Below are 24,183 nucleotides of genomic sequence, written 5' to 3' on the forward strand. Positions count from 1 at the left end.
GTGACCCACGTCGTCGTGCTGACCACCACCCCGACCGAGGACGCCGCCGCCGAGCTGGGCCGCGCCGCCGTCACCGCCCGCCTCGCCGCCTGCGCCCAGGTCGTCGGGCCCATCCGCAGCGTCTACCGCTGGGACGGGGAGATCCAGGACGACACCGAGCACCAGTGCCTGTTCAAGACCACGCTGGAGCGGGTCGAGCCGCTGACCGCGTTCATCACCGAGCGCCACCCCTACGACGTGCCCGAGGTGATCGCGCTGCCCGTGGTCGGCGGCAGCGCGGGCTACCTGGACTGGGTCAGCGCCGAGACCCGCTGAGCAGACCGGCGCAGCTGCGGGCCACGACAGCGGCGGCGCGCCGCTGCGCGTCGGTCAGCGCGGTGTCCAGGGAGCGGGCCCGCCAGTGCCGCAGCGCCGCCCGGGGATCGGGGTGGCGCGCGCCGGTGAGCAGCGCGGCGGCCTCGGCGGCGGCGTCGTCGCCGAGCGCGTCGAGGGACACCCGGCCGGTGCGCAGCGCGGCGAGCAGGCGCAGTTCGCGCAGCTCGTGCGCCGAGGCGCCCACCCGCTCGGCGGCCTCGGCGACGCCCGGCCGGGGATCGGCGCGGACCAGGGCGGTGACCGCGGCCAGCGCACCCCGGGCCCGCAGGGCGTCGGCGTGGTCGGCGAAGCACTCGGCGATCGCGGTGCGCAGCTCGCCGACGCCGCTGGCGCGGGAGAGCGCGGCGGCCAGGTCGGCGGGCGGGTCGGCCGCCCGGCGGGCCGTGGTCAGCGCCAGGCGCACGGCGAACAGGCCGAGCCGCTCCACCAGCGCGGCCCGCCGCTCCTGGGGCACCGGCAGGGCGGCGGCGGTGAACCGGTCGACCGACAGCAGCGCCGCCGCCAGCTCGTCCTCGCCCACCCCGGCCAGCGACCGCAGCGCGGCGTGCTCGGCGTCGGTCAGGGTGGCCGCGGCCAGCGCGGTCTGCCCGGACACGGCCACCACGTCCTGGCAGCGCGCGCCCAGCTCGCCCTTGGCGTGCCTGCGCGCCACCTGGCGCGCCGAGACCATCGCGTCGACCCGGCCGCCGCCGAGCTCGTCGGCCCGCGACAGCACGGCGACCGAGGCGACCGGGTCGAGCGCGTCCGGGAACGGCGGGGCGGGGCGGGGCAGCAGCACCAGCAGCGCGTCGGCGTCGGGCAGGCCGCTGCCGCGGGAGTCCACCAGCTCCACCGCGCCGGCGAAGTCCACCACCACCCGGTCGGCGCGGGCGGTGAACGGCTCGCCGACGACGGCGTCGAGCAGCGTCGAGCGGCCGGAGCCGGGCGCGCCGACGGCGGCCACCCGCAGCGGCCCGCCCAGCGCGGCGGCCCGGGCGTCGAGGAACGCGGTGGCGCGCGGGTCGTCGCGGTAGGCGGCGCGGGCGGAGTCGAGCAGGGCGGCGACGGACTCGCGCAGGCTCACGCGGTCAGCCCCTTGCGCGCGGGCAGCGCGCCGCGGGCGGACTCGGCCCGGCCGCGCAGCGTGCCCAGCCGCGTGAGGTCGCGGCGCACGCCCGCGATCAGCTCGGTGCGGCGCGCGGTGGCGGCGTCCACGGCCCGCTTGATGCGCAGCGCCGACGCGGTGGCGTCCGCCCCGACCCGTCCGGCCGCCTCGTCGACCCGGTCGCGCAGGGCGCGGTGGATCAGGCGCACGGTGTCGCGGGTCTGCTTGCCGTAGGCGAGGAAGAAGTCGTCGACGTGCCGCTGGGCGGTGGTCTTGGCGACGGCCTGGCGGCGCCTGAGCCGGGCGCCGCGCTCCTCGAACACGCTGCGCGCGCCGAAGGCGACGCCCGCGCCGATGGAGATCGGGTTGATCAGCGGCAGGCCGGCCAGCGTGGTGGCCAGGCCCGACATCAGCAGGCCGCTGTAGGAGCCGCGCAGACCGACGAACATCTTCTGCACCGAGGTGAACGGCTCGACGTTGGGCGCGCGCAGCTCGTCCACGCCCGCGGCGTCGAGCAGGCTCGGCAGGTCGTCCACCGCGGCCGAGAGCCTGCCCGCGATCCACTCGAAGCGGCGCAGCAGCCACTCGGCGTTCGCCTCGGCCACCGAGGTCAGGGTCGTGCCCATCCAGTCGGAGAACTCCGGCCACGCGGTGAGCGGGTCGGCCTCCTCGAAGTAGTCGTCCACTTCGCGCAGCACCCGGCGCGTGCGGTCGCGCAGGTCGTAGTCGACGTCGGAGGTGAGGTCGGCGACGTCGTCGGCCAGGCGGGTCTGCATGCGCGCCGCGTCGCGGCGGACCTGCTCGACGCGGGCGGTCGCGCCGCGCAGCGCGTCCTGCGACACCGGCTTGGGCAGCGCGGCGGCCCGCTCCTTGACCGGGCCCATCAGCTCCTCGACCACCAGCGCGCAGGCCGCCGCCGCGGTGCGGCCCGCCGCGGCGACCGGGTCGGCCAGCACGGCCTCGCGCAGGCACCCGACCAGCGCGGTGAAGCCGGACTCGGCGTTGAGCGCCTTGTCGTTGGCGCGGGCGGCGGCCAGGCGCAGCACCGAGGACACCGGCAGCACGGGCGCGGCGATCCCGGCCGCGGCCAGCCGGGTCCGGTCGACCTCGGCGACGTGCCGCCACCGCGCCACGATGTCGATCTTGGTGAGGACCACGGCGACGGCCGGGCACACGGAGGCCACCTGGCCCAGCAGCTCCAGCTCCAGCGGGCTGAGCGCGGCTGTGGCGTCGGTCACCATGAGGGCGCAGTCGGCGTCGGCGAGCGCCGCCATGGCCAGGCCGGTGCGGCGCGGGTCGCCGATCGGGGGCGCGTCCACCAGCACCATCCCGGAGCTGAGCAGGGCTCTCGGCAGGCCGATCTCGGCGCCGCTGACCTCGGGGTCCTGGTTCGCCCGTGCGGTGGCGGTCTCGACCGCCCCGCCCCGCTCGGCCGCGCCCAGCAGCGCGGCGGTGGGGGTCTCCGCGTGCCGCAGCACGGCGGGGACGGCGGTGGTGACGTCGTCGCCGACCGCGCACACCGAGGCGCCGAGCAGCGCGTTGACCAGTTGGCTCTTGCCCTGGCCCGCGCACCCGAAGACGACCACGCGGCGTCCGGGGTCGAGCAGGGCCGCCCCGCGCTCGCGCAGCCGTTGCCCCAGGTCGGGTCGGTCGAACTCGCCACACGCGCGGACGGTGTCGTCCAGCAGCTCCAGCCAAGGCGGTGCCGTCACCCGGACGAGTGTGCCGTGTTCCTCCCTTCGGGGGAAACGGCGGGCGCGGGGCCGGATGTTCTCCGACCCCGCGCCCTGGAGGAACGGCACTGTTCCCCGCTCTTAGTCGCCGAGGCCCAGAGCGTCGGTGGTGGCGCCGACGTCGAGCAGGCCGCCGTCGCCGGTGACCTGGCCGAGCGGGGTGTCGCTGACCAGGTCGCCCGCGGTCTGCGGCAGCCTGTCCAGCTCCGGCAGCGGGTTGGCCACCGGCAGGTCGACGGGCAGGTCGCCCAGCTCGGGCAGTTCGGGCAGCTGCACCGGCAGGTCGTCCAGGTCGACGGGCAGCTTGTCCAGCTCGGGGACGTCGACCGGCAGGGTGCCCAGCTCGGGGACGTCGACGGGCAGGGTGTCCAGCTCGGGCAGGTCGACCGGCAGGTCGTCCAGCTCGGGGACCGCGGGCAGCGCCGGGACGGCGGGCAGGTCGCCCAGCTCGGGCAGGTCCACCGGCAGCTCGTCCAGCTCCGGCACGGCGGGCAGCAGGCCGCCCAGCGCCGGGATGTCCGCGGAGTGCAGGTCGCCGCCGGAGGTGACGTAGTTGGCCACCGTCCCGACGGTCACGTCGCCCGCGCGCAGCGCGTCGGCGTCCAGCAGGCCGGTGACGTCGTCCAGGCCGCCCAGCTGCGGGACGTCCAGCTCGGGCAGGTCGACGCCCGCCGCGCTCACGGCCACACCGCCGGTCGCGCCGCTGGTGGCCAGCGCCAGGCCGCCGTCGAGGGAGAGCAGCTCGGAGTCCAGCGCCAGGGCGGCGTCGACGCCGTCGGTGGAGGCGGCCAGGCCGGACTCGGCGGCGAACACGTCGGAGTCCAGCGCCAGGCCGGCGTCGACGCCGTCGGTGGAGGCGGCCACGCCCGCCTCGGCGGCGAGCGCGTCGGTGTCCAGGCCGACGGTGCCCGCGCCGCCGTCGAGGCCGAGCGCGGTGTCGGCGCCGACAGCGCCGAAGTCGGAGGTGCCCGCGAAGGACGCGGCGACGCCGTCGGTGGTCGCGGCGAAGGAGCCGGAGCCCGCGGCGGCGTCGGTCGCGACGGCGAAGGCGCCCGCCGCGCCGTCGGTGCCCGCGGCCAGGTCGCCGGAGACGGCCGCGTGGTCGGTGGCCAGGCTCGCGCCGCCCTCGGCGCCGGAGGTGGTGGCGACGAAGTCCGCGCCCGCGGCGGCGTGGTCGGTGTCGAGGCCGACCACGCCCGTCGCGCCGTCGGTCGAGGCGGACAGGTCGCCCGCGACCGCGCCGTGGTCGGTCGTGCCGAAGAACTCGACGGCCGCGCCGTCGGTCGAGGCGTGCGCGGCTCCGGTGGCCGCGGCGTGCTCGGAGGTGACGGCGAAGGCGCCCGCCACGCCGTCGGTGCTCGCCGACAGGCCGCCTGCGGCCTCGGCGAAGGCCTGGAGCTGGTCCAGGGCCGAGCCGTCGGCCGGGATGGCCAGGTCGAGGCCCGCGGGGGCGTAGTCGACGACCAGGGGGACGACGTCCTGGACGTCGGCGGCGGTGATGTCGTCCAGACCGGCGGCCGACAGGCAGGAGGCCGGGTCCGCGGCGAAGGCCGAGCGGGCGGCGTCGTCGGTGAGCAGGGTGAGCACGAAGTCGTGCAGGGTCTGGTCGGACGTGATCACGGGAGCGGGCTCCAAAGGGTGGGGGAAGGGGTCCTCGTCCGGCCGGGGCATCGGCTCGGGCGGTGCCGATCACGCTATGGCGGCGGCCGCATCACCCACATCGGGGATCACACCCTGATTACTCCTAACGCCCTAATCGGGGATGCGGATTCACTCGTTAGGGGATTAGGGGGTCACCGACCGACCACCCGGGGTTGCGATGCGGGGGTCGCGGCCTGGTACGAACAGGGGTACCTGGCCGCGTCCCGATGGAGGAGTCCGACATGCCGTACGTGCTCGGCGTCGACGTCGGCCGCACCAGCGGCGCGGCGGCGGTGTGCAGGCACGACGGCCCGCCCGCGGTGGTCATCGCCGGCGTCCCCGCCGTGCTCGCGGTCGCGGGCGGGCGGATGGAGGTGGGCGCGCGGGCCCTGGGCGCCGACCCGGGCCAGGTGGCCGCCGACCTGCTCGACCAGGTGGGCGACGACGTCCCCGTCCTGCTCGACGGCGTCGCCTACACCGCGCACGACCTGCTCGCCGCCCTCGTCGCCGCCGTCGTGGACCAGGTCGCCGACGGCGAGGGCGCGCCCCCGGACCGCCTCGCCGTGACTCACCCACCCGGTTGGGGGGCCTATCGGCGCGGTCTGCTGCGGGACGCGCTCGCCGAGGCGGGCTTCCCCGGCGCGCTGCTGCTGCCGACCCCGGTCGCCGCCGCCGAATTCGACCACTTCCGGGCCCCGCTGGCCGTCGGGCGGACCGTCGCGGTGGCGCTGGTGGGCGGCAGGCACGTCGAGTTCGCCGTGCTCTCCCGGGGCCCCGCCGCCTTCGACCTGCTCGACCACGCCGCACCCGCCGAGCCCGACGCGGGCGCGGCCCTGGACGACCTGCTCGCCGACCTCGGCGGCAGGCTCCTCAAGGAGCGGCTGAGCACCGCCGCCGAGGTCCGCGTCGCCGACGCCGTGGTGACCAGGGCCGCCTTCGCCGACCTGGCCCGACCGCTGCTCACCAGGACCACCGACGCCCTGCACGCCTACCTCGCCGCCCACCGGCCCGAGCGCGCGCTGCTGGCCGGGGGCACCGCCCGGGTCCCGCTGCTGGCCGAGCTGCTGCCCGGCCTGCCCACACCCACGACCATCCCGGAGGACCCGGCGACGGTGCCCGCCCGCGGCGCCGCCCTCGCCGCCCGCCTGCGCCTGCCCGCCCCGCGCACCGGCTCGATCCCCGGGTTCGCGCCGGTCGCCGCGGGCGTGCTCGGCCACGGCGGCGGCTCCGACCCCGCGCTGCGGCCGGTGGCCCCCGGCCGGGCGGGCGGCGCGGGCTCGAACCCGGCGCTGCGACCGGTCGCGGGCCGGGACCTGAGCCCGGTGCCCGCGCGGGAAGTGGAACTGCTGGAGACCGTCGTGTCGCACCCGGGGTTCCCGCCGGTCACGCTCGCCGACGACGTCGAGCCGCCGCCGCGCCCGCCGGTGGAGATCACCCCGCTGCGACCGCCGCCGCGGCGCTTCGGCAGGCGCGGGAGACGCGGGTGATCCCTGGTCATCCGCACCCCGGCGAACTCGTCCTCGACGCGCCCACCCGCCGCCTGTGCGACGACATCGCCGCGGGCGGGCGCGGCCCGGTGCGGCTGGCGGTGATCGCGCCGGGCGGCTACGGCAAGTCCGCGCTGCTGGACCTGCTCGCCGACGGCCCCGGCGCCCGGCGGCACCGGCGCGGGCTCGCGGCCGAAGCCGGGCTCGTGCTGGTGGACGACGCGCACCTGCTCACCGACGCCGCGCTCGCCGAGGTCGCCGAGCTGGCCGCCGACGACCGGGTCGGCCTGGTGGTGGCGGCCCGGCCGTGGCCGCGGCCCGCCGGACTGACCTCGGTGCTGGCCCGGCTGCGCGGGCAGATCGTGCTGCGCCCCTTCGACCGCGACCGGGTGGCCGCCTGCCTGCGCCTGTCGGGCGAGCCCGCCGACGCCGACGCGGTGCTCGGCCTCACCGGCGGCGTGCCCGGTCTGGTGCAGCGCCTCGCCCCGCACCGGGGCGAGGTCGGCGCGGCGCTGGAGGACTTCCGGTTCGACATCGACCGGCTCGACCGCGACGCCCGGCGGGTGCTGGTCGCCGCCGAGGCCGGGGTGGCCGAGCTGCCGCCCGGCCTGCTGGCGCGGCCCGTCGCCGAGGTGGTCGCCGAGGTGCGCTCCGGCGGGCTCACCGCGCCGGACGGGGCGCTGCTGCCGGTGGCCGGGGCCGCGGTGCGGGCGCTGGTGCCCGCCGAGGAGCGGGCCGAGGCGCTCGCCGCGCTCGCCGCCGCCCGCCTGGCCGCGGGCGGTCCGGTGGCGGCGACCGCGGTGGCGCTGCTGGAGGCGGGCGCCTCGGGGCAGGCGGTGGCCGAGCTGTTCGCCGCCGCCGCCCGGGAGAGCGAGCCGGACGTGGCGGTGCGGCTGTACGCGGCGGCCGCCGCCGAGGGGTACGAGGTCGACCAGGTCGGCTGGGCCGAGGCCGAGGTCCGCGCCTGCGACCCGGCGGCGGCGCTGCGCCGGGTGGACGGGCTGATCGCGCACGGCACCGGCGGCGAGCGCGGCCGGGCCGCCGCGGTGGCCGGGGCCGCCCTGGCCCACCGCGGCCAGCTGGCCCGCAGCGCCGAGCTGTACTCCTGGGGAGGCGGCGCGGTCTCGGCCGCCTTCGCCGCGATCGGCCACGTCGGCGCGGGCCGCCTCGCCGAGGCGCGCGCGGCGCTCGCCGACGCGGGCGACGCCCCGCCGACGGTGTACGCGGGCGCGGTGACGGCCACCGCCCGCGGACTCATCGACTCCCTCGACACCCGTGCGGAGGCCACAGCGGCCGCGGTGTCCACTGTGGTGCATGCCGCCGAGGCCGTCGAACCGCTGGGGTCGGCGGCGCTGCTGCCGGACAGTCCGGCGGCGATCGCCGCGATCATGGCCATGCACGGCGGCGACCCGACCGCGGCCGACCCGGTGCTGGGCCGGGCGGTCGCCGCGGGTGTCGGCGGTGCGCCGCTGGCCGCGCGGCACCGGCTGCTGCGCGGCTGGGCCGCCATGGTCGCCGGGGACGAGGCCGCCGCGAGCGCCGCCATCGACCCCCGGCACGGCCCCGCGGAGGGCCGCGACGCGGTGTTCGCCGCCGGGCTGGCCGTGGGCGTGGCCCGCAGGGGCAGCGACATCGGGGCGCTGCGCCGCTGCTGGGACGAGGCGTGCGCGGCCCTGGCCAGGCAGCCGGTCGACCTGTTCACCCTGCTGCCGCTGGGCGAGCTGGCCGTGGCCGCCGCCCGCCTCGGCGACCGCGACCGGGTCGCCGCCCAGACGGCCGCCGCCCGGGAGCTGCTGGCCGCCCTCGGTGATCCTCCACTGTGGACCACCGTCCCGCACTGGAACGCCCTGCACGCGGACCTGCTCGCCGACGACCCGGACGCCGCCGTCGCGCACGCCGAGGCCCTGCGCGCCGCGGCGGACGCCGGTCCGGTCACCGCCGCGCTCGCCGACGCCGCGCGGGTGTGGCTGCAGGTGGTCGGCGGCTCGGTGGACCGCGCCGCCGTGGAGGCCGCCGCCCGTGCCCTGCACGCCGCGGGCCTGCGCTGGGACGGCGCGCGCCTGGCGGGCCAAGCCGCCATCCGCACCCCCGACCGCGCCGCCATGGTCGGGCTGCTGGAGTGCGCCCGCGGCCTGCAGGGCCCGGCCGCGACGCCCGCCCCCGACGCCGCGGGCGAGCCCGCCCGGCTCAGCGAACGCGAGCAGCAGGTCGCCGGCCTGGTGCTCGCGGGCATGACCTACCGCCAGATCGGCGACAAGCTGTTCATCTCGGCGAAGACGGTCGAGCACCACATGGCCAGGATGCGCTCGCGCCTGGGCGCGGGAAGCCGCGCCGAACTGCTCTCGCGCCTGCGAGACCTGGTGCGGGCCTAGGAGACCAGCCCTAGGAGACCAGCCCTAGGAGATCACGGCCACCAGGACCAGGGCGACGAGCAGGGCCGGGGCCAGTGCCCACCACGACCCGGTGATCGCCGTCACGGTGACGATCGCGCCGAGGGAGGCCAGCACGAACCCGCCGATGATCAGGTTGTTCGTCCTGCGCTTCACCGCCCGCTGCAGGACCTCCCGGCGCGGGGCGGGCACGATCTGGTCGGACTCGTCGGGGTCCTCGGGCGTGTCCGGCGAGGCGTCGCCAGGGTCGTCATCGGTGAACGCCGGGTGCGGCTTGGGCAGGTCGTCGAAGACCGCGACGATGTCGCCCCTGGTGCGGGCGGCGGTGGCGACGGCGCAGCGCTGCTCGTACTCGCCGACGTCGATGCGGCCCGCCGCGAAGTGGTCGGAGAGCAGGGCCACCGCGCGTTCGCGGTCCTCGGTCCCGATCCGGATGTCCGCGTCACGCGCCATGCCCCCGACTGTACGAGAACACGCGCGAACCCGCCCCGGAAAGTGATCCGGGGCGGGTTCGCGGACGGGTGAAGCGGTGATCAGCCGGTGACCAGGGAGAGGCCGTAGGCCGAGAGGATCTCGTTGACGGGCTGGAAGTACGTGGTCCCGCCGCTGGAGCAGTTGCCCGAGCCGCCGGAGGTCACGCCCTGGGCCTCGGTGCCGCTGACCCAGGAGCCGCCGGAGTCGCCGGGCTCGGCGCAGACGTCGGTCCTGGTGAGGCCGGTGACGGTGCCCTCGGCGTAGTTGACGGTCTCGTTCAGCGACTCGACGGTGCCGCAGTGCCAGCCGGTGGTGGAACCGGAGCGGCAGATGCTGCCGCCGACCGCGGTCTCCGAGGAGCCGGTGACGGTCACGTCGCCGTTGCCGTAGCCGTTGACCACCGGGCTCGGGGTCCACGAGCTGTTCGTGGCGACCCAGCCGTAGTCGTCACCGGGGAAGGACGAGCCCTCGAAGGCGCCCATCGCGGACTGGTCGGACCCGCTGACCGAGTCGCCCGGCGTGCCGCAGTGGCCCGCGGTCACGAAGCCGCCGTCGACCGAGAAGCCGACCGAGCAGCGGCCCGCGCTGTTGATGTAGTAGGCGTCGCCGCCCACGACGTTGGCGAACAGGCGCGGCTTCTCGGTGGTGGTGGCCACCTCGACCGGTCCGCTGAAGCTGTCCACGAAGGAACTGACGGCGGGGGTGGTCGACAGCGCCTTCACCACGACGGTGTTGGAGCGCAGGTCGACGTACCAGCCGGTGACCTCGGCGGGAGCATCCTCGGCCTTGGCGTCGATCGCGGCCTTGGTGCTGTCCAGAGTGGACGCCGAGTGTGGAACGACGGTGGCGCTGCCGCCCGCGGCCTCGACCGCGTCCACCGCGGCGGCGTCGGTGACGCCCACGCGCAGCGCGCCGTTGTCCAGCCAGGCCCCCGCGAACGCGCTTCCCGCCGCCTCCGACACGGCGGGAATCAGCTCGCGGGCCGAGTTCTCCTTGGCCACCAGTGAATGCACCTGCTCGGCGCTGAGTCCGAGGTCGCGCTGCATCGCCGGGACAAGCGCCTCGGGCGCGGCATTGGCGGGCATGCTCACCAGGACACCTGCGGCGATCGTCGCCAGACCTCCAGCGACAGCAATGGTTTTCCGCATACACCTCTCCGTTGGATAGCAGGGCCGAAGTGGACCGGAGAGTGGCCCACTCGGACCGGACAACCGGTTTCTCGGTCGATCCGGTGAGTCGACGCTAGACCGCGCCGGGAGGGCTTGGGCACCCTACGAACGTCGGTTCTGAGAGGAATTCACCGACTGGATTCAGACTTTGTGGACACGATCGTGAAAGGTGCGTTCCGCCATCTGGGTGACAAAGCGTGCAGAGGTTGTGTCACGATGTACCCGAGAGTAATAGCGCACGCGGGGGAGCCGTATGGACACCTGGCCCGAGCCCGGAACGGTCGTCACGTTCGGGATGTGCGACTTCCGGGAGGGCAACCCGCAGTTCGTCGGCATCGGGGTGATCGCCGGACCGCCCGAGCGGCACCCTCACGGTGGGTGGTGGCGGCTGCCCGTCGTTCCCCTGGACGAGGACGCGCCCGCCACGCCGGACTGGATCACCGCGGCCGACATCATCGATGAGCTGCCGCCCGGCTGAGCCGCCGCCGGCAGAGCACGCGGAACGCCCAGCCGGGAGAAGGGGGAGCCCGGCTGGGCGTGGGTACCGCGGTGTGCTGGTGTGTCCTAGCGGCTGCGCGGCCTGCCGTGCGCGGTGTCCTGCACCCTGCGCACCGCCGTGCCGATCTTCGCGTGGTACTTGCCCTGCGTCTTGCGGTCCACGAAGGCTCCCGCCTTCGCGGCCCAGCGCTCGACCTTCTGCGGGTTCTTGCGGGCGTAGTTCCGCGCGGCGGCCGCCGCGCCCGCCAGGGCTGTGAGGCGCTTCAACAGCGGCATGGGCGATCCTTTCCTCGTCGCTCAGCCAGTCAACGTCCGAGTACCCCGATCGGTTCCACCCGAATCGTCGCCACCCGAATCTTCGTGTCCGATTCCCGCCAGCACGGCCGCCGCGCCCGGTCCACTGTGGGAAGCCGGAACGAAAGCGAGGAAACACCAGTGCGTGCCCACACCACTACAGACAGTCCGGTCGGCGAGCTGACCCTGGTCGCCACCGACGGCGCGCTGACCGGGCTCTACATGGCCGAGCAGCGCCACCGCCCCGCCGAGGCGGTCTTCGGCGCGCGCGAGGACGACCTGCTCCCCGCCGTCAAGGAGCAGCTGGCCGCCTACTTCACCGGCGAGCTGACCGACTTCGACGTGCCGCTGCGCCTGGTGGGCACGCCGTTCCAGCAGCAGGTGTGGCAGGCGCTGCGCGACATCCCCTACGGGGAGACCGTCAGCTACGGCGAGCTGGCGCTGCGCGTCGGCAGGCCGTCGGCCTCCCGCGCCGTCGGCGCGGCCAACGGGCGCAACCCGATCGGCCTCATCGTCCCCTGTCACCGGGTCATCGGCTCCGGCGGCGACCTCACCGGCTACGGCGGCGGCGTCGAGCGCAAGCGCTACCTGCTGGACTTCGAGCGCGGAATCCGCCCGAAAGGTGACCCGGGCCCGGCGTGCCCGGCGCGGGTGGCGGCACTAGGGTCGTGATCACGGAAGCAGCGCGTCCGGCCGGCATCGGGACACCGAGGGCGGCGCGGGCGGCCATCGGGCGTGGACGAGCGCCAGGCCGCTGAACGGGCGCGTGGAACCGGCTCGGGCCCCGGGGTGATCCCCCGGGGCCCGAGCCGTCTCCCGGCGAGTTCAGCAGGTGTCCGGCACCCGCAGGCCGAGCCCGCGGGCCAGCGCGACGAGGTCGTCGACGAGGCGGTGGGAGAGCGGCACGCCGCGGGCGTCGGCCTCGGCGGCGAGGCGGGCCTCCCGGCAGCCCGGGTAGGCGCCGTGCGGGTCGAGGAAAGGCGTCAGCAGCGCGGCCGCGTCCCGGTCGAACGCGTCCGCTCCGCGCAGCGCCCCCGGCGCGAGCACCAGCGCCGTGCAGCCCCCTGAGCCCCCAGTGTCCCCCGTGCCCCCGCTGAGCGGCCCGATCCCGGCGCCGGGGACCAGCGCGGCCAGCACCCGCACCGCCAAGCCCAGCGCGCCCGCCCCGCCGGGGTCGGCGTCGAGCAGCAGCGGCGGCCTGCCGCCCCCGGGCGCGGCCACCGCCAGCGTCCCGTCGGCCAGGGTGACGACGCCGACCATGCCGCGCCGGGCGGCCCGCAGCGCCGCGTGCCCCGGGCGGCCGTAGGCGAGGCCGCCGCGCACCGCCACCACGCCGACGCCGTGCGCGGCGGCCCTGCGGCAGGCCAGGTCGGCGGCCTCGCAGGCCAGCCACAGCCCGGGGGCGTCGGCGGCGTCGAGCAGCACCGCGGCGCCGCGGTCGGCGGCGACCCTCGGCTCGGCGTCCGGGTCTACCCGGCCGGAGGCCAGCAGCGGCAGGTGCACGCGGGCCAGCGTCGTCAGTCCGTGCTCGGGGGAGCCGGTGATGTCGCCGTGGCAGAGCGCCTCGGCCGCCGCGGTGGCGCGGGCGGCGGGCAGGCCGTGGGCGAAGAGCACGGCGGCGGTGAAGTCCAGCAGCGCGCCGACGGGCACCCGCGTGGACGCGGGCGCTGGCGCGGTGTCGAGGTCGGTCATCGTTCCTCAGCGGGGGTGGGGAGGGAGCCACGTGTGCGCCACACGATCGGGGGACACGGCACGCGGTTCCCACACGATGGCGACGGGCTCCGGGGCTGTCAACGTGCGTCACTCGGCCGTGTGATCTTTGGATGTGTTGCGCGGCAAGCGATTTCCCGCCTGGATAGTGTCGTGCGGCGGACCGGTGTCCGCCGGTCTCCCCGCTCAGTCCGGAAAGGACACGCATGGAGCACGCCGCCGCGCTCACCGCGCCCGCCGTGCCGGTCCCGTTCTTCGCCCAGGCCGCCGGGTGGGAGGCCGTCCGGCCGCTCGCCGAGTCCGCCATCGCCGAGTCCGCCGCGGGCGCCGACGTCGTCGCCCGCTTCGAGACCGCCGTCGCCGAGCGGGTGGGGGCCGCGCGCGCCGTCGCCGTCCGCTCCGGCCCCGCCGCGCTGGAGCTGCTGCTGCGCGCCGTCGGCGTCGAGCCGGGCGAGGAGGTCGTCGTGCCCGCCTTCGGCGGGGTGGAGGCAGCCTCGGCCGTCGTGCGCGCGGGCGCGCGCCCGGTGTTCGCCGACATCGGCCCCGACCTCGCCATCGACCCGGCCGCGGCCGCCGCCGCCGTCACCGAGCGCACCCGCGCCCTGCTGGTCGCCCGCCCCGGCCACCGGCCCCCCGACCTCGCCGCGCTCGGCGCGGTCGCCGACCGCTTCGCCCTGAGCCTGCTGGAGGACACCGCCGTGCCCGCCGGGCCCGCGGGCGGCGGCGCCGCGCTCTCCTGCGCCGCCGACGCCCCCCTCGGCGCGCTCGGCGACGCGGGCGTGGTCCTCACCGACGACGACCGCCTCGCCGACACCGTCGAGGTGCTCCGCGGACCCGGCCACCTCGGCGCCCGCGGCCTGCCGCCCGCCGTCGCCGCCGAAGCGGTGCTGCCCGGCCTGAACTGCCCCCTCGGCGACGTCCAGGCCGCGGTGCTGCTGGCCAAGCTGACCCGCCTCGACGCCGACACGGCCCGCCGCGCCGAGCTGGCCGCCGCCTACACCGCGCGCCTGGCGGAGGTGGTCGAGACGCCCGCCGAGTGCGCCGACGCGGTCTTCTCCGGCTACCTCATCGGTGTCGAGCGCCGCGCCGAGCTGGCCGGGCACCTGGCCGCGCACGGCGTGGCCACCGAGATCCGCCACCGGCTCGCCACACCCGCCCAGCCCTGCTTCGCCCACCTCGGCCACCGCGCGGGCGAGTTCCCCGCCGCCGAGGCCGCCGCCGCCCGCCTCATCGCCCTGCCCCTGTACCCCGACCTCGCCGAGAGCCCCCTGGACAGTTCCGTCGAGCGGGTCTGCGACCTCGTCCTCGCCTTCCACGGGAGACCGTCGTGACCGCGGTCCCGTACTTCCCACCCGACCTCGCCGACCAGGACCGCGACCTGCTCCTGGAGACCGTGCGCCGCGTCGGGGCCGACCCGGCGCAGACCTTCGCGCTCGGCCACCGCGGCGCCGCCTTCGAGGCGGCGCTGCGCGGGCACACCGGCGCGGCCGAGGTCCTCACCTGCGCCAGTGGCACCGACGCCCTGCTGCTCGTGCTGCGCGCCATGGACATCGGCCCCGGCGACGAGGTCGTCGTCCCGGCGCTGGGCTGCGCCGCGCAGGCCGCCGCGGTCACCCTGGCGGGCGCCACGCCGGTCTTCGCCGACGTGCACCCCTGGACGATGGTGGTGGAGCCCTACGAGGTCGAGATGGCCATCACCGACGCCACCGCCGCGATCATGCCCGCGCACCTGTTCTCGGTGATGGCCGACATGCCCACCCTCGCCGCGCTCGCCGAGCGCCACGGTGTGCGGCTGGTCGAGGACTCCGCCGCCGCCCAGGGCGGCGTGCTCGCCGGGGTGCCCGCCGGGCGCTGGGGCGAGGCCGGGGTGTTCTCCTTCGCCCGGCCCAAGCCCTTCGGCGCGGTCGGCGGGGGCGGGGCCGTGCTCACCGACGACCCGGCCATCGCCGAGGCGGTGCGCGCGCTGCGCGACCACGGCCAGGACGGCCGCACCCGGTTCGTCCACCACGCCGTCGGCCGCGCCAGCCGCATCGACGAGATCGTCGCCGAGTACCAGCTGCACCGCCTCGCCGGGCTCGCCGAGCGCCTGGAGCGCCGCGCGCGCATCGCCGAGCACTACACCGAGCAGTTCTCCGACCTGGTCGAGCACGGCGTGCAGGCCCCGCCGCCCGCCCTCGACGGCACCTGTTTCTCCGGCTACTGCCTGCTCGCCGAACGCCGCGACGACCTGCGCAGACACCTGGCCGTGCGCGGCGTCGGCACGCATGTGCCGTACCCGACGCCGCTGCCCGGCCAGCCTGCCTTCGCCCCGCACGCGCGCGGCAGGCGGTTCTGGCCGCACGCGGAGCTGGCGGGCGCACGCATGCTCGCTCTGCCCGTCCACCCGCACCTGACCGACACGCAGGTCGAGCACATCGCCGACGCCGTGCGCTCTTACCGGGAGATCCAGAGGTGACAACCCTCTTCACCGCGCCGACCCGCGTCGGCGCGTACGCCAGGCTGGCCAAGCTCGACATCTGGGACTACTACCTCGCCGTGCCGCTGGCCTGGTCGCTGTGCGGCCCGGCCAGGGACGACCCCGCCGCGCTCGCCACGCTCGGGCTCTTCCTCATCGGCGCGGTCGGTGTCGTGGCGGGCGCGGTCGCCTTCGACGACGTGGCGGGCTTCCGCGACGGCCGCGACTGGGCCAACTGCGCCCCGCGCGACTCAGCGTCCGCCGCCGCGCCGCCGCGCCGCCGCCTGCACCGCAAGCCGCTGCTGACCGGCGAGCTGACCGAGCGCGAGGCCGTGCTGTTCGGCTGGGGCGCGACGCTGTTCGGACTGCTGGTGTGGACCTGGACCGTCGCCTTCGCCGAGCACCATCCACTGTGGTCGGTGCTGCTGCTGGCGGGCTGCTTCTTCGGCGCGGTGCAGTACTCGCGCGGGATCAAGATCAGCTATCGCGGGCTGCAGGAGGTCGTCCTCGCCGGGTTCGGCGCGGGGCTGGTGCTGGCCGCCGTGGGGTTGTGCACCGGCGAGCTGACCGGGTTCGCGGTGGTGCAGGCGGCGCTGTTCGGGTTCGGGCCGCTGCTCGTCGGCGTCTACGCCAACACCCGCGACGCCCGCGGCGACGCGTCGGTGGGCAGGCCGACGGCGGCGGTGCTGCTCACCGGCCGGGGAAACCGGCTGTTCATCGCCGCGCTGACCGCCGCCGAGGTCGGGCTGGTCGTCGCCGCGTCCCTGCTCGGCGCGGCGCCGTGGTGGTTCGCGCTGGCCATGCTGCCCGCGACCGGGCTGCGCGCCGCGCAGCTGCGCCACGGCGTCGGCTACGGCGACCTGGCGGGCGCGCGGCTGCTCGGCCTGCACGCCCACCGGGTCACGGTGTCGCTGCTGATCCTGGTGAACCTGTTCGCACCCCTGCTCGGAGGGCACTAGTGGACCTGGACGTCGCCGTCGTCGGCGCGGGCGTCGCCGGGCTCGCGGTCGCGCACCGGGTGCGCGCGGCGGGCAGGCGCGCGCACGTGTTCGAGTCGGCCGACCACGTCGGCGGGCGCACCAGGACGGCGCGCCTGGGCGGCTGGCTCGTCGACACCGGCGCCGAGGTCTTCGGCGACCGCGGCCACCCGGCCACCCGGCGGCTCATGGCCGAGGTCGGGCTGACCGACGACGACGCCCCGCCCGTGCAGGCCGGGCTCGCCGCCTGGCGGGAGGGCCGGGCGCACCCCGGCTTCGGCGACCCGCGCTCCGCCGGGCTCGGCATCCCCGCGCGGCTGGCGCTGGCCCGGCTGCGCCTCGGCGCGCGACTGCGCCCCGGGCGCTACGACCCCGAGCACCCCGAGGCGACCCCGCTCGGCCTGGCCACGGTCACCGACCTGGTCCGGCGCAAGCCCCCGGAACTGCGCGAGCACGTCTTCGCCGCTCTGGCGTCCGGGCCGCTCGGGTGGGACCCGGCGCTGGCGTGCGCGGGCCCGCTGCTGGCGCACCTCGCCTCCGTCGGCGGCGGCGCGCGGGTCTTCCGCGACGGCATGGACACGCTGGCGCGGGCGCTGGCCGAGCGGGTCGCGGTGTCGACCGGGATGGCCGTCACCGAGGTCGCCGAGACCCGCTCGGGCGCGCGGCTGCGGATCGGGGAGGCCGACATCACCGCCCGGCAGGTCGTGCTCGCCGTGCCCGCCCCGGTCGCGGCCGCGCTGCACCCGGACGCGCCTGCGTACGTGCGCGCGGTGGCGTTCCGGCCGATGGTGGCCGTGGCGTGCCTGCTGGAGACGCCGGTCCTGGCCCCGGGCGGCGGGTACGGGCTGCTGTTCCCGCCCGCGGAGAACCCGGTGCTGGCCGCGGTGTGCTTCGGCGACCGCAAGCACCCGTACCGGGTGCCCCGCGGGCGCGGCCTGGTGACGCTGCTCGCCGGGCAGGCCGTGGCGGGCGAGCTGGTGGACGCCCCCGCCGAGCACGCGGCCGACGTGCTGCTCGCCGAGGCCCGGCGGTACCTGCCCGGCCTGCGGATCAGGCGGACCGTGGTGTCGGCGTTCCGGCACGGGCAGCCGATGCCGACGCCCGCGGCGCTGGCCGCCCGCGGGGAGTTCGCGCGGCGCGCGCCGTCGGCGGTGGAGTACGCGGGCGACTGGTACGCGCTGCGGCCCTGCGTCGAGGGGGCGGCGCGCTCGGCGGAGCTGGTGGCCGAGCGGATCGGGGCGGCCGTGCCCGCGGCGGTCGGGCCGTGAAGCCGACGGACCTCGGGTCGCTGTTCGACGAGCTGGTCGACCGCGGCGTGCGCACCCCCGTCGAGCTGGACCGGCCGCTGGACATCGCGCCGGACTTCGGGGCCTCGTACACCCCCGCCGACGTGGCGGGCCTGGTGCGCAACGCGGCCGGGTGGCTGCACGGCGCGGGCGTCGTGCCGGGCGACCGGGTGGCGGTGGTCAAGGAGAACCACTGGGACTACGTCCTGCTGGCCGCCGCGGCCGCCCGGCTCGGCGCGGTCCCGGCCCTGCTGTCGGACCGGCTCGCGCCCGAGGTCCTGCGGGTGCTGCTCGGCAGGCTCGACGCGGCGCTGCTGGTCACCACCTCGGCGGTGCTCGACACCGCGCCGGACCTGCTCGGCGCCGCCCGCCGCGTGCTGGTGCTCGACGGGCGGCGCGTCGGCGCGCTCGACCTGGACGCGCTGCGCGGCACCCGGCCGCCCGGCTTCGTGCGCAGGCACGCGGACGTGCCGCTGGCCATCGCGCACACCGCGGGCACCACGGGGACGCCGAAGCTGGTGGTGCACACCGGCGATTCGCTGATGCGGCTGGCGGCCAGGCAATCCCGCCGCGTCCCGGTGCTCTCGCCCGGCCGGGACGACACCGCGGCCTCGGCCATCGCCTACTGCGACGTGCGCGCCATCCCGTGGACGGCGGGCGCGCTGTGGCGCGGCCCGCGCGGGCTGGTCGTCAGCGGCTCCGGCTCGGCCGACGTGCTGCGCGCGCACCCGCCGACGACGGTGGACGCGCTGCCGTCGGTGTACCTGCGCTGGGAGTCCACCGCCGACGCCGGCCTGTTCGCCGACGTCCGGATCTTCACCAGCACCGGCGACGCCGTGCACCCGCCGACCGCGCGGGCCTTCCTCTCCGCGTCCCGCCGCGCCCGCCCGGTGTGGGTGCAGACCTGGGGCCAGGCCGAAACCGGCCCGCTGACCCACCGCCTGATCACCCGGGCGACGGTGGCCGAACCGGGCGCGCGCCACCCGAGCACCGTGGGCCGCCCGGTCCCCGGCCGCACCCGCGTCCGGGTGGTCGACCCGGAGACCGGCCGTCGACTGCCCGCGGGCCGAGCCGGGCTGCTGCAGGTGCGCACGTCGGCGCTGGGCGCGGCCTATGTCGGGGAGGACGAGCGCTGGGCGGCGAAGGAGTCGGGCCACTGGTGGCACACCGGCGACGTCGGCGTGCGCACCCGCACGGGCGCGTACCGCCTGCTGGACCGCGAAGTGGACGTGCTGCCGGGGCAGAGCTGCCTGGAGCTGGAGGACGTGCTCGCCGACCGCCTGCCCGGCGTGCTGGAGTGCGCGGTCCTGCCGGTGCGCGGCCGGGTGCCGGTCCCGGTGGTGGTCGTGCGCGACGGCAGGCTGGACCCGGCGGCATGGGGCACGGCCGCCCGCGATCTGCCCGCGATGGCGAACCCGGTGGTGCTGCCCGCGGACAGCCTGCCCCGCACGGCGACCGGCGTGATCCGCCGAGGCGACCTGCGGGCGCTGCTGCGCCTGGGGGCGGGCTACGGCGGCGGCGGGTGGAGCTGAGCGGAGAGGGCAGGATTCGAACCTGCGCGGGCCAGTGGCCCTTCCTGTGAACAGGAACCCGTTGAGCCGCTCCGGGCACCTCTCCTCGGTGTGTGGTTGTGGGTCTTGCGCGGAGAGGGCAGGATTCGAACCTGCGCGGGCGAGAAGCCCTTCCTGTGAACAGGAACCCAATAAGCCGCTCTGGGCACCTCTCCTCGGTATGCGGTTGTGTGGTGCGCGGAGAGGGCAGGATTCGAACCTGCGCGGGCCAGTGGCCCTTCCTGCGAGCAGGAACCCGTTGAGCCGCTCCGGGCACCTCTCCTCGGTGTGTGGTTGTGGGTCTTGCGCGGAGAGGGCAGGATTCGAACCTGCGCGGGCCAGTGGCCCTTCCTGTGAACAGGAACCCGTTGAGCCGCTCCGGGCACCTCTCCCTGTCTTGCTTCGCCTTGCGGTGTTTCCCTTTGCTGAGAACAACTATGGCAGCGAAGCCTGACAGTCCGCTGATCCCGCTCTGACCTACTCCACGACCTCCATCCGCAGCGTGTCCAGCGGGTACAGCACCGTCCCGCTGCGCTCCTCGCCCCACGACTCGGTGTCGCCGCGCGTCCAGGTCCGGCCGCCCTCGGCCTCCACGAAGGCGTAGGACACCTTGGCGCGCACGTCGGTCTCGACCTGCTCGGTCAGCTCCTGGGTGCTGCTGGCCGACATCTGGATCTCCTGCACCGACTGCGCCGCGTCGATCGCCAGGACCTTCTTGTCTCCCAAGCTGTAATGGCAGTCGCCGTGCAGCGAGTCGCCGTACTCGTTGGTCGCGGTGACGATGACCCGCCCGGACGTGGGCACCACGACGTCGTTGCAGGTGAACGGGCCGTGTTCCATCTCGCAGCGGTCGGTCTCGGACGGGACGACGTCGGAGCCGTCGTCGCCGACGAAGGTCACTCTGGCCACATAGGACGACAGCAGGTAGCTCTCGCCGCGCTCGTCGGTGGTGTGCATGGCGAGGCTGAAGTCGATGGTGACCGTGCCCAGCTCGGCGCGCTCGCGGCGCGGGCCCGCGATGACCTCGACCGTCGTCGTCTCGTGGGCCAGGGTCTGCGTCGCGCTGTTGGCCTCGGCGGTGACGTAGGCGTACACCTCGGCGCCGCCCTGGGCCAGTTCCTCGGCGGTCAGCGTGAACTGGACCTCCTCGTCGGCCTCCAGGTCGAGGTCGTGGCTGGTGTGCTCACCGCCGACGACCAGGGTGGCCACGGCGGGCCCCGAGCGGGACGTGCCGACGTTGCGGACCTGGACGGTGAGCGTGCCGCCGCCGGTGTCGTAGGCCTCGCCCGGCCCGGCCGACATGCCCTCGACGCGGCCCGGCTCGAACTCGAAGACGGTGATCCGCAGCTCCGGCAGCGGGTCCTCGTGGGAGGAGCCGCCCTCCACGACGACTTCGCCGCGCTCCTGCCCGAGCACCTGCGACGACCCGTCGACCTCGGCGTAGACGAGCACGTCCAGCGGGTGCGTCCCCGCGGGCAGCGTCCCGACGACGTACTGCGCCCACTCGGTGGCCCCCGCCCCCACGCTCAGCCCGACCACCTCGCTGCGGTCGGCGACGGTGAAGTTCACCCCCAGCGTGATGTCGATCCCGTCGTCATTGCTGACCTGCGCGAACACCTGCAACTGCGTGGACTCGTCCACCGCCCCGGACGTCCCGTCCGCCCGCCCCGCGCCGACCTGGCGCACTGTCACCGATGCCATCGCCGCACCCCTTCCGTCCCCGGCCATCGTGTCCGGGCGGCAGGGCGGCGGGGGATGCCCTCGGGGGCAGCCAGGCGGGCGGCTTTGCCGGGCCGGGGGACGAGCCGGTCATCGAGTCCGGCGGTTCAGCGGTCGCGGTGCACGGCGTAGTGGGCCAGGGCCGAGAGTTCGGCGGTGGCGGCGGCGGGGAGGTCGGCCGCGCGGAGGTCGGCGAGGGCGGCGCCGAGCAGTTCGTCGGCTTGGCGCAGGCAGTGGGCGCGCCCGCCCGCCCGCTCGACCAGGTCGGCCACGTGGACGACGTCGGCCGCTGTCAGCACGCGGCCGTGGTAGGCGGTGGCCAGTTCGCGCGCGGCGGGGGTGCCGGAGGCGAGGGCGGCCAGGACCGGCAGGGTCTTCTTGCCGCGGTCGAGGTCGGCGTAGACCGGTTTGCCGGTGGCGTGCGGGTCGCCCCAGATGCCGAGCACGTCGTCGACGAGCTGGTAGGCGAGGCCGACGCGTTCGCCGAAGCGCCGCAGGCCCGGTGCGCCCATCGCGACCGACGCGGCGATGAGGGCTCCCGTCTTGTGCTCCGCCGCCGCGACGCCCTCGGCGAAGGTGACGTCGGCGCGGCGCTCGAAGGCCAGGTCCGCGGCCTGGCCCTCCTGCCCGGCCACGACCGCCCCGGAGAGCAGCCGCGAGGCCGCCGCGTCGCCCGCGACCGCGTCGTAGGCCAGGGCCAGCATCGCGTTCGCCGCCAGCGTCGCCGCCGACCGGCCGAACACCGCCCACGCCGCGGGCCTGCCCCGCCGCGCCCGGTCGCCGTCGAAAAGGTCGTCCAGCACGCGGAAGTGGTTGTGCGCCAGCTCGACGGCCAGCGCCGACGGCACCGCCGTCACCGACCCGCCCGCCGCGGCGAGCACCAGCGCGGGCCGCACGCCCTTGCCGCAGGCGGCGTCCTCGGCGTTGCCCGCCTCGTCCCACCACCCCAGGTGGTACCCGACGACCCGGCGAATCCCCGTCGGCAGGGTGTCGACGGCGGCCCGCGTGCCCGGCTCGATCAGCGCCCGCGCCCACCCGACGACCTCGGGCGCCCCGCGGTGGCCGCAGACGAGGTCGAGCACCGACACAGGAGGTTCCCCCGAGAAACAGTGGATGATCGGTCGGACGCTAACACCGCCTGGCCAGGGGCGGGCGCTGAGCGCGGCTCAACCACTCGAAACGGTGGTGGCCCGCCCCGTCCCGCGCGCGGCCCCCGTGCGAGGCTGTCCCGGCCGCACGAGCAAGCCCGGGGGTACCGACATGATCGCCGCGTTGTCCGCCGCACTGACCTGGTCGGCGGTGGCCGCCGCGTTGTGGGCGCTGGTGCTGGTGGTCCTCAACCGGCCGCTGCTGCTGGACCGGCGCGACAGCGGCCTGCTGGTGCTGTTCCTGGCCCTGATCGAGCTGGCGCTGCTGGTGCAGGCGGTGGTCGGGTTCGTGAAGCTGGCCTCGGCCGAGCACGAGGTGGACGGGCTGTCCTTCGGCGGCTACCTGCTCGGCGGGCTGCTGCTGCTCCCGCTCGCGGTGTTCTGGTCGATGATGGAGCGCAGCCGCTGGGGCATGGCGGTGGTGGTCGTCGGGGCGCTGCTGATCCCGGTCGTCGTGGTGCGGCTCAACGAACTCTGGGGGGTGTGAGGTGGCCGATCTGCGCAGCGGGCCCGGCAGGCTGCTGGTGGCGGTGTACGCCGTCTTCGCGCTCGCCGCGTGCGCCCGCTCGGGTGTGCAGCTGGCGACGCGCTTCGACCGCGCCCCGCTGGCCTACCTGCTCTCCGCGCTGGCCGCGGCGGTGTACGTCGTGGCGACGGTGGCGCTGGTCAAGGGCGCGCGCAAGCTCGCCTTCGCCGCGTGCGCGGTGGAACTGGCCGGGGTGCTCGTCGTCGGCGCGGTGAGCCTGACCGCGCCCGCGGCGTTCCCCGACGCCACGGTGTGGTCGGCGTTCGGGCAGGGCTACGGGTACGTGCCCGCCGTGCTGCCGGTGCTGGGCCTGTGGTGGCTGGCCGCCTCGCGCGAGCGCGGCTGACCAGCCACCGCCGCTACAGCGAGCGGGTGACCAGCTCGGCGACGCGCTTGGCGACGGCGGTCTGCTGCTCGGCCAGGTAGAAGTGACCGCCCGGGAACTCCTCGACGGTGCAGGCCGCGGTGGTGTGGTCGGCCCACAGGTCGGCCTCGGCGCGGGTGACCTTGGGGTCGCTGGCGCCGATGAGCACGTGGACCGGGATGTCGAGCGGGGCGGTGCCGGGGGTGACGCGGTACAGCTCGGCGGCGCGGTAGTCCGCGCGGATGGCGGGCAGCACCATGGCGATGATGTCCGGGTCGGTCAGCAGGCCGCCCTGGGTGCCGTCGAGGGCGCGGATCTCCTCCAGCAGACCGGCGTCGTCGCGCTCGTGGTTGCGCTCGTCGCGGAAGGCCGACGGCGCGCGCCTGCCGGAGGCGATCAGGCACGCCGGGCGGATGCCCGCCGCGCGCAGCCGGACCGCGACCTCGAAGCCGACGGAGGCGCCCATGCTGTGGCCGAAGATCGCCAGCGGCGGGTCGCCGGGGTCGGCGGTGTCGGTGATGAGGTCGGCGATGGCGTCGGCGAAGTCGGCGACGGTCTCCACGAACGGCTCGGCGCGGCGGTCCTGGCGGCCGGGGTACTGCACGGACAGCACCTCGACGTCGGGGGCGAGGTCGCGCGACATCGGGAAGTAGTAGCTCGCCGCGCCGCCCGCGTGCGGCAGGACCATCAGGCGCGCCTTGGCCGATGGCGACCGGTGGAACCGGCGAATCCACAGGTCGGTCGTGTCGGCGGGAGCGGACATGGGGTGATCACCTCGGGGGGAGCTGGGGAGCAGACGCCTTCGGGTCCATCGTTCCAGGTTCCCCCGATGTTCCGTGGCGTTCCGCCATCAAAGCGGAGCGTGACAAGATCACCACAAAACACTGGGCCGAACGGGTGGTACTGGGTGGTAGACGCTTCAACATCCCCACGAGCTGTAACCGGGAGCGTGCCCGAACGATGGACCCTGCGGAAGATGACCATCGAAGGAACTCCGAGCGACACCCCGGTGGGCCGAACCCCGTTCGGTCGCCCCCGTGCCGCTCGGCATCGAACGGGGTTGCCCATGTTCCTCGCGCTCTGGATCACCTGCGGCGCCGCCCTCGCCGGGCTGGTGGTGTGGCGCCTGCGCGTCGCCGCCACCACGCTGCGCACGATCCTCGCCGAGACGCCGGACACCGACGCGCCGGACATCAGCGCCGGCGCCCAGCCCGCCGCCGAGCCCGCGGGCCTCGCCTGGCCGCACCCGCCACGACGGCTCTGGGCCGACCGCTGACCCTGCGGTCCGAAAGTCACCGACTTG

General features: G+C 76.3%; 23 protein-coding genes and 4 tRNA genes. 13 read left to right on the forward strand and 14 right to left on the reverse strand.

From position 1 onward, the window contains the following. Complete coding sequence (gene cutA, locus ACFPM7_RS24390) at positions 1-315, forward strand: divalent-cation tolerance protein CutA (protein ID WP_378250086.1); 315 nt, start codon at positions 1-3, stop codon at positions 313-315. Here cutA and ACFPM7_RS24395 read toward each other — a convergent pair. The 3 genes from ACFPM7_RS24395 to ACFPM7_RS24405 form a co-directional block, all read right to left on the reverse strand. After that, positions 296-1,438 (reverse strand): hypothetical protein, encoded by a 1,143-nt coding sequence (locus ACFPM7_RS24395; protein ID WP_378250087.1) that lies wholly within the window; start codon positions 1,436-1,438, stop codon positions 296-298. The two genes, cutA and ACFPM7_RS24395, sit on opposite strands and share 20 nt — an antisense overlap. Next, complete coding sequence (locus ACFPM7_RS24400; protein ID WP_378250088.1) at positions 1,435-3,171, reverse strand: dynamin family protein; 1,737 nt, start codon at positions 3,169-3,171, stop codon at positions 1,435-1,437. The genes ACFPM7_RS24395 and ACFPM7_RS24400 overlap by 4 nt, the downstream gene beginning before the upstream one ends. Before the next feature lie 102 nt (positions 3,172-3,273). After that, positions 3,274-4,812 carry an IniB N-terminal domain-containing protein gene (locus tag ACFPM7_RS24405; RefSeq protein ID WP_378250090.1) on the reverse strand — a complete coding sequence of 513 codons (1,539 nt, stop codon included), beginning with the start codon at positions 4,810-4,812 and terminating at the stop codon, positions 3,274-3,276. 263 nt (positions 4,813-5,075) lie between these two features. Here ACFPM7_RS24405 and ACFPM7_RS24410 point away from each other — a divergent pair, with 263 nt between their 5' ends. Together ACFPM7_RS24410 and ACFPM7_RS24415 are read left to right on the forward strand one after the other, a co-directional pair. Beyond that, the gene (locus tag ACFPM7_RS24410) at positions 5,076-6,320 is read left to right on the forward strand and encodes an Hsp70 family protein (RefSeq protein ID WP_378250091.1); all 1,245 of its coding nucleotides are present in this window, start codon (positions 5,076-5,078) and stop codon (positions 6,318-6,320) included. After that, positions 6,317-8,692, forward strand: coding sequence for a LuxR C-terminal-related transcriptional regulator (locus ACFPM7_RS24415; protein ID WP_378250092.1), 2,376 nt, complete (start codon positions 6,317-6,319; stop codon positions 8,690-8,692). Before ACFPM7_RS24410 ends, ACFPM7_RS24415 begins: the two co-directional genes overlap by 4 nt. Positions 8,693-8,716: 24 nt before the next feature. On the opposite strand, the gene ACFPM7_RS24420 is transcribed toward ACFPM7_RS24415, so the two are convergent. Further along, a complete protein-coding gene (locus ACFPM7_RS24420; RefSeq protein ID WP_378250093.1) occupies positions 8,717-9,163 on the reverse strand; it encodes a DUF1707 SHOCT-like domain-containing protein in 447 nt (148 codons plus the stop codon). Between the two features lie 80 nt (positions 9,164-9,243). Beyond that, positions 9,244-10,332, reverse strand: a complete 1,089-nt coding sequence (locus ACFPM7_RS24425; protein WP_378250094.1) for a S1 family peptidase — start codon at positions 10,330-10,332, stop codon at positions 9,244-9,246. 274 nt (positions 10,333-10,606) lie between these two features. Here ACFPM7_RS24425 and ACFPM7_RS24430 point away from each other — a divergent pair, with 274 nt between their 5' ends. Continuing rightward, positions 10,607-10,831, forward strand: coding sequence for a hypothetical protein (locus ACFPM7_RS24430; RefSeq protein WP_378250095.1), 225 nt, complete (start codon positions 10,607-10,609; stop codon positions 10,829-10,831). Between the two features lie 86 nt (positions 10,832-10,917). On the opposite strand, the gene ACFPM7_RS24435 is transcribed toward ACFPM7_RS24430, so the two are convergent. Further along, positions 10,918-11,127, reverse strand: a complete 210-nt coding sequence (locus ACFPM7_RS24435; RefSeq protein ID WP_378250096.1) for an antitoxin — start codon at positions 11,125-11,127, stop codon at positions 10,918-10,920. A 159-nt stretch (positions 11,128-11,286) separates the two neighbouring features. Between ACFPM7_RS24435 and ACFPM7_RS24440 the strand changes: the two genes are divergently transcribed. Continuing rightward, on the forward strand, positions 11,287-11,817 hold the full coding sequence (locus ACFPM7_RS24440) for a methylated-DNA--[protein]-cysteine S-methyltransferase (protein ID WP_378250097.1): 531 nt from the start codon (positions 11,287-11,289) through the stop codon (positions 11,815-11,817). 153 nt (positions 11,818-11,970) lie between these two features. Here the strand turns inward: ACFPM7_RS24440 and ACFPM7_RS24445 are convergent, their stop codons facing one another. Then, the gene (locus ACFPM7_RS24445) at positions 11,971-12,837 is read right to left on the reverse strand and encodes an Ldh family oxidoreductase (protein WP_378250098.1); all 867 of its coding nucleotides are present in this window, start codon (positions 12,835-12,837) and stop codon (positions 11,971-11,973) included. Between the two features lie 224 nt (positions 12,838-13,061). Here ACFPM7_RS24445 and ACFPM7_RS24450 point away from each other — a divergent pair, with 224 nt between their 5' ends. Genes ACFPM7_RS24450 through ACFPM7_RS24470 form a run of 5 tightly spaced genes read left to right on the forward strand, consistent with a single transcriptional unit; the run spans position 13,062 to position 19,105 of the window. Beyond that, entirely contained in the window at positions 13,062-14,186 is a 1,125-nt protein-coding gene (locus ACFPM7_RS24450; RefSeq protein WP_378250099.1) for a DegT/DnrJ/EryC1/StrS family aminotransferase, read from the forward strand. Continuing rightward, the gene (locus ACFPM7_RS24455) at positions 14,183-15,310 is read left to right on the forward strand and encodes a DegT/DnrJ/EryC1/StrS family aminotransferase (RefSeq protein WP_378250100.1); all 1,128 of its coding nucleotides are present in this window, start codon (positions 14,183-14,185) and stop codon (positions 15,308-15,310) included. The genes ACFPM7_RS24450 and ACFPM7_RS24455 overlap by 4 nt, the downstream gene beginning before the upstream one ends. Then, positions 15,307-16,269: a UbiA family prenyltransferase gene (locus ACFPM7_RS24460; RefSeq protein WP_378250101.1), complete on the forward strand. Its 963-nt coding sequence runs from the start codon at positions 15,307-15,309 to the stop codon at positions 16,267-16,269. The genes ACFPM7_RS24455 and ACFPM7_RS24460 overlap by 4 nt, the downstream gene beginning before the upstream one ends. After that, a complete protein-coding gene (locus ACFPM7_RS24465) occupies positions 16,269-17,555 on the forward strand; it encodes an FAD-dependent oxidoreductase (RefSeq protein ID WP_378250102.1) in 1,287 nt (428 codons plus the stop codon). The genes ACFPM7_RS24460 and ACFPM7_RS24465 overlap by 1 nt, the downstream gene beginning before the upstream one ends. Then, positions 17,552-19,105, forward strand: coding sequence for a class I adenylate-forming enzyme family protein (locus ACFPM7_RS24470; protein ID WP_378250103.1), 1,554 nt, complete (start codon positions 17,552-17,554; stop codon positions 19,103-19,105). Before ACFPM7_RS24465 ends, ACFPM7_RS24470 begins: the two co-directional genes overlap by 4 nt. A 1-nt stretch (position 19,106) precedes the next feature. Here the strand turns inward: ACFPM7_RS24470 and ACFPM7_RS24475 are convergent. From ACFPM7_RS24475 to ACFPM7_RS24500, 6 genes are all read right to left on the reverse strand, one after another. Beyond that, positions 19,107-19,190 (reverse strand) — tRNA-OTHER (locus ACFPM7_RS24475). 25 nt (positions 19,191-19,215) lie between these two features. Then, positions 19,216-19,299: transfer RNA gene (locus ACFPM7_RS24480), tRNA-OTHER, on the reverse strand. Between the two features lie 23 nt (positions 19,300-19,322). Next, a tRNA-OTHER gene (locus ACFPM7_RS24485) sits at positions 19,323-19,406 on the reverse strand. Positions 19,407-19,431: 25 nt separating this feature from the next. Next, a tRNA-OTHER gene (locus ACFPM7_RS24490) sits at positions 19,432-19,515 on the reverse strand. A gap of 85 nt (positions 19,516-19,600) precedes the next feature. Continuing rightward, complete coding sequence (locus ACFPM7_RS24495; RefSeq protein WP_378250104.1) at positions 19,601-20,824, reverse strand: hypothetical protein; 1,224 nt, start codon at positions 20,822-20,824, stop codon at positions 19,601-19,603. A gap of 125 nt (positions 20,825-20,949) precedes the next feature. Next, positions 20,950-21,930 (reverse strand): polyprenyl synthetase family protein, encoded by a 981-nt coding sequence (locus tag ACFPM7_RS24500; protein WP_378250105.1) that lies wholly within the window; start codon positions 21,928-21,930, stop codon positions 20,950-20,952. Positions 21,931-22,102: 172 nt separating this feature from the next. Between ACFPM7_RS24500 and ACFPM7_RS24505 the strand changes: the two genes are divergently transcribed. After that, positions 22,103-22,477 carry a hypothetical protein gene (locus ACFPM7_RS24505; RefSeq protein ID WP_378250106.1) on the forward strand — a complete coding sequence of 125 codons (375 nt, stop codon included), beginning with the start codon at positions 22,103-22,105 and terminating at the stop codon, positions 22,475-22,477. Position 22,478: 1 nt separating this feature from the next. Beyond that, on the forward strand, positions 22,479-22,862 hold the full coding sequence (locus ACFPM7_RS24510; RefSeq protein WP_378250107.1) for a hypothetical protein: 384 nt from the start codon (positions 22,479-22,481) through the stop codon (positions 22,860-22,862). Positions 22,863-22,875: 13 nt separating this feature from the next. On the opposite strand, the gene ACFPM7_RS24515 is transcribed toward ACFPM7_RS24510, so the two are convergent. Beyond that, complete coding sequence (locus ACFPM7_RS24515; RefSeq protein ID WP_378250108.1) at positions 22,876-23,643, reverse strand: thioesterase II family protein; 768 nt, start codon at positions 23,641-23,643, stop codon at positions 22,876-22,878. A 303-nt stretch (positions 23,644-23,946) separates the two neighbouring features. Between ACFPM7_RS24515 and ACFPM7_RS24520 the strand changes: the two genes are divergently transcribed. Then, a complete protein-coding gene (locus ACFPM7_RS24520; protein WP_378250109.1) occupies positions 23,947-24,156 on the forward strand; it encodes a hypothetical protein in 210 nt (69 codons plus the stop codon). Positions 24,157-24,183 lie beyond the last annotated feature (27 nt).

The sequence above is a fragment of the Actinokineospora guangxiensis genome (assembly GCF_042657845.1).
GTDB classification, from domain to species: domain Bacteria; phylum Actinomycetota; class Actinomycetes; order Mycobacteriales; family Pseudonocardiaceae; genus Actinokineospora; species Actinokineospora guangxiensis.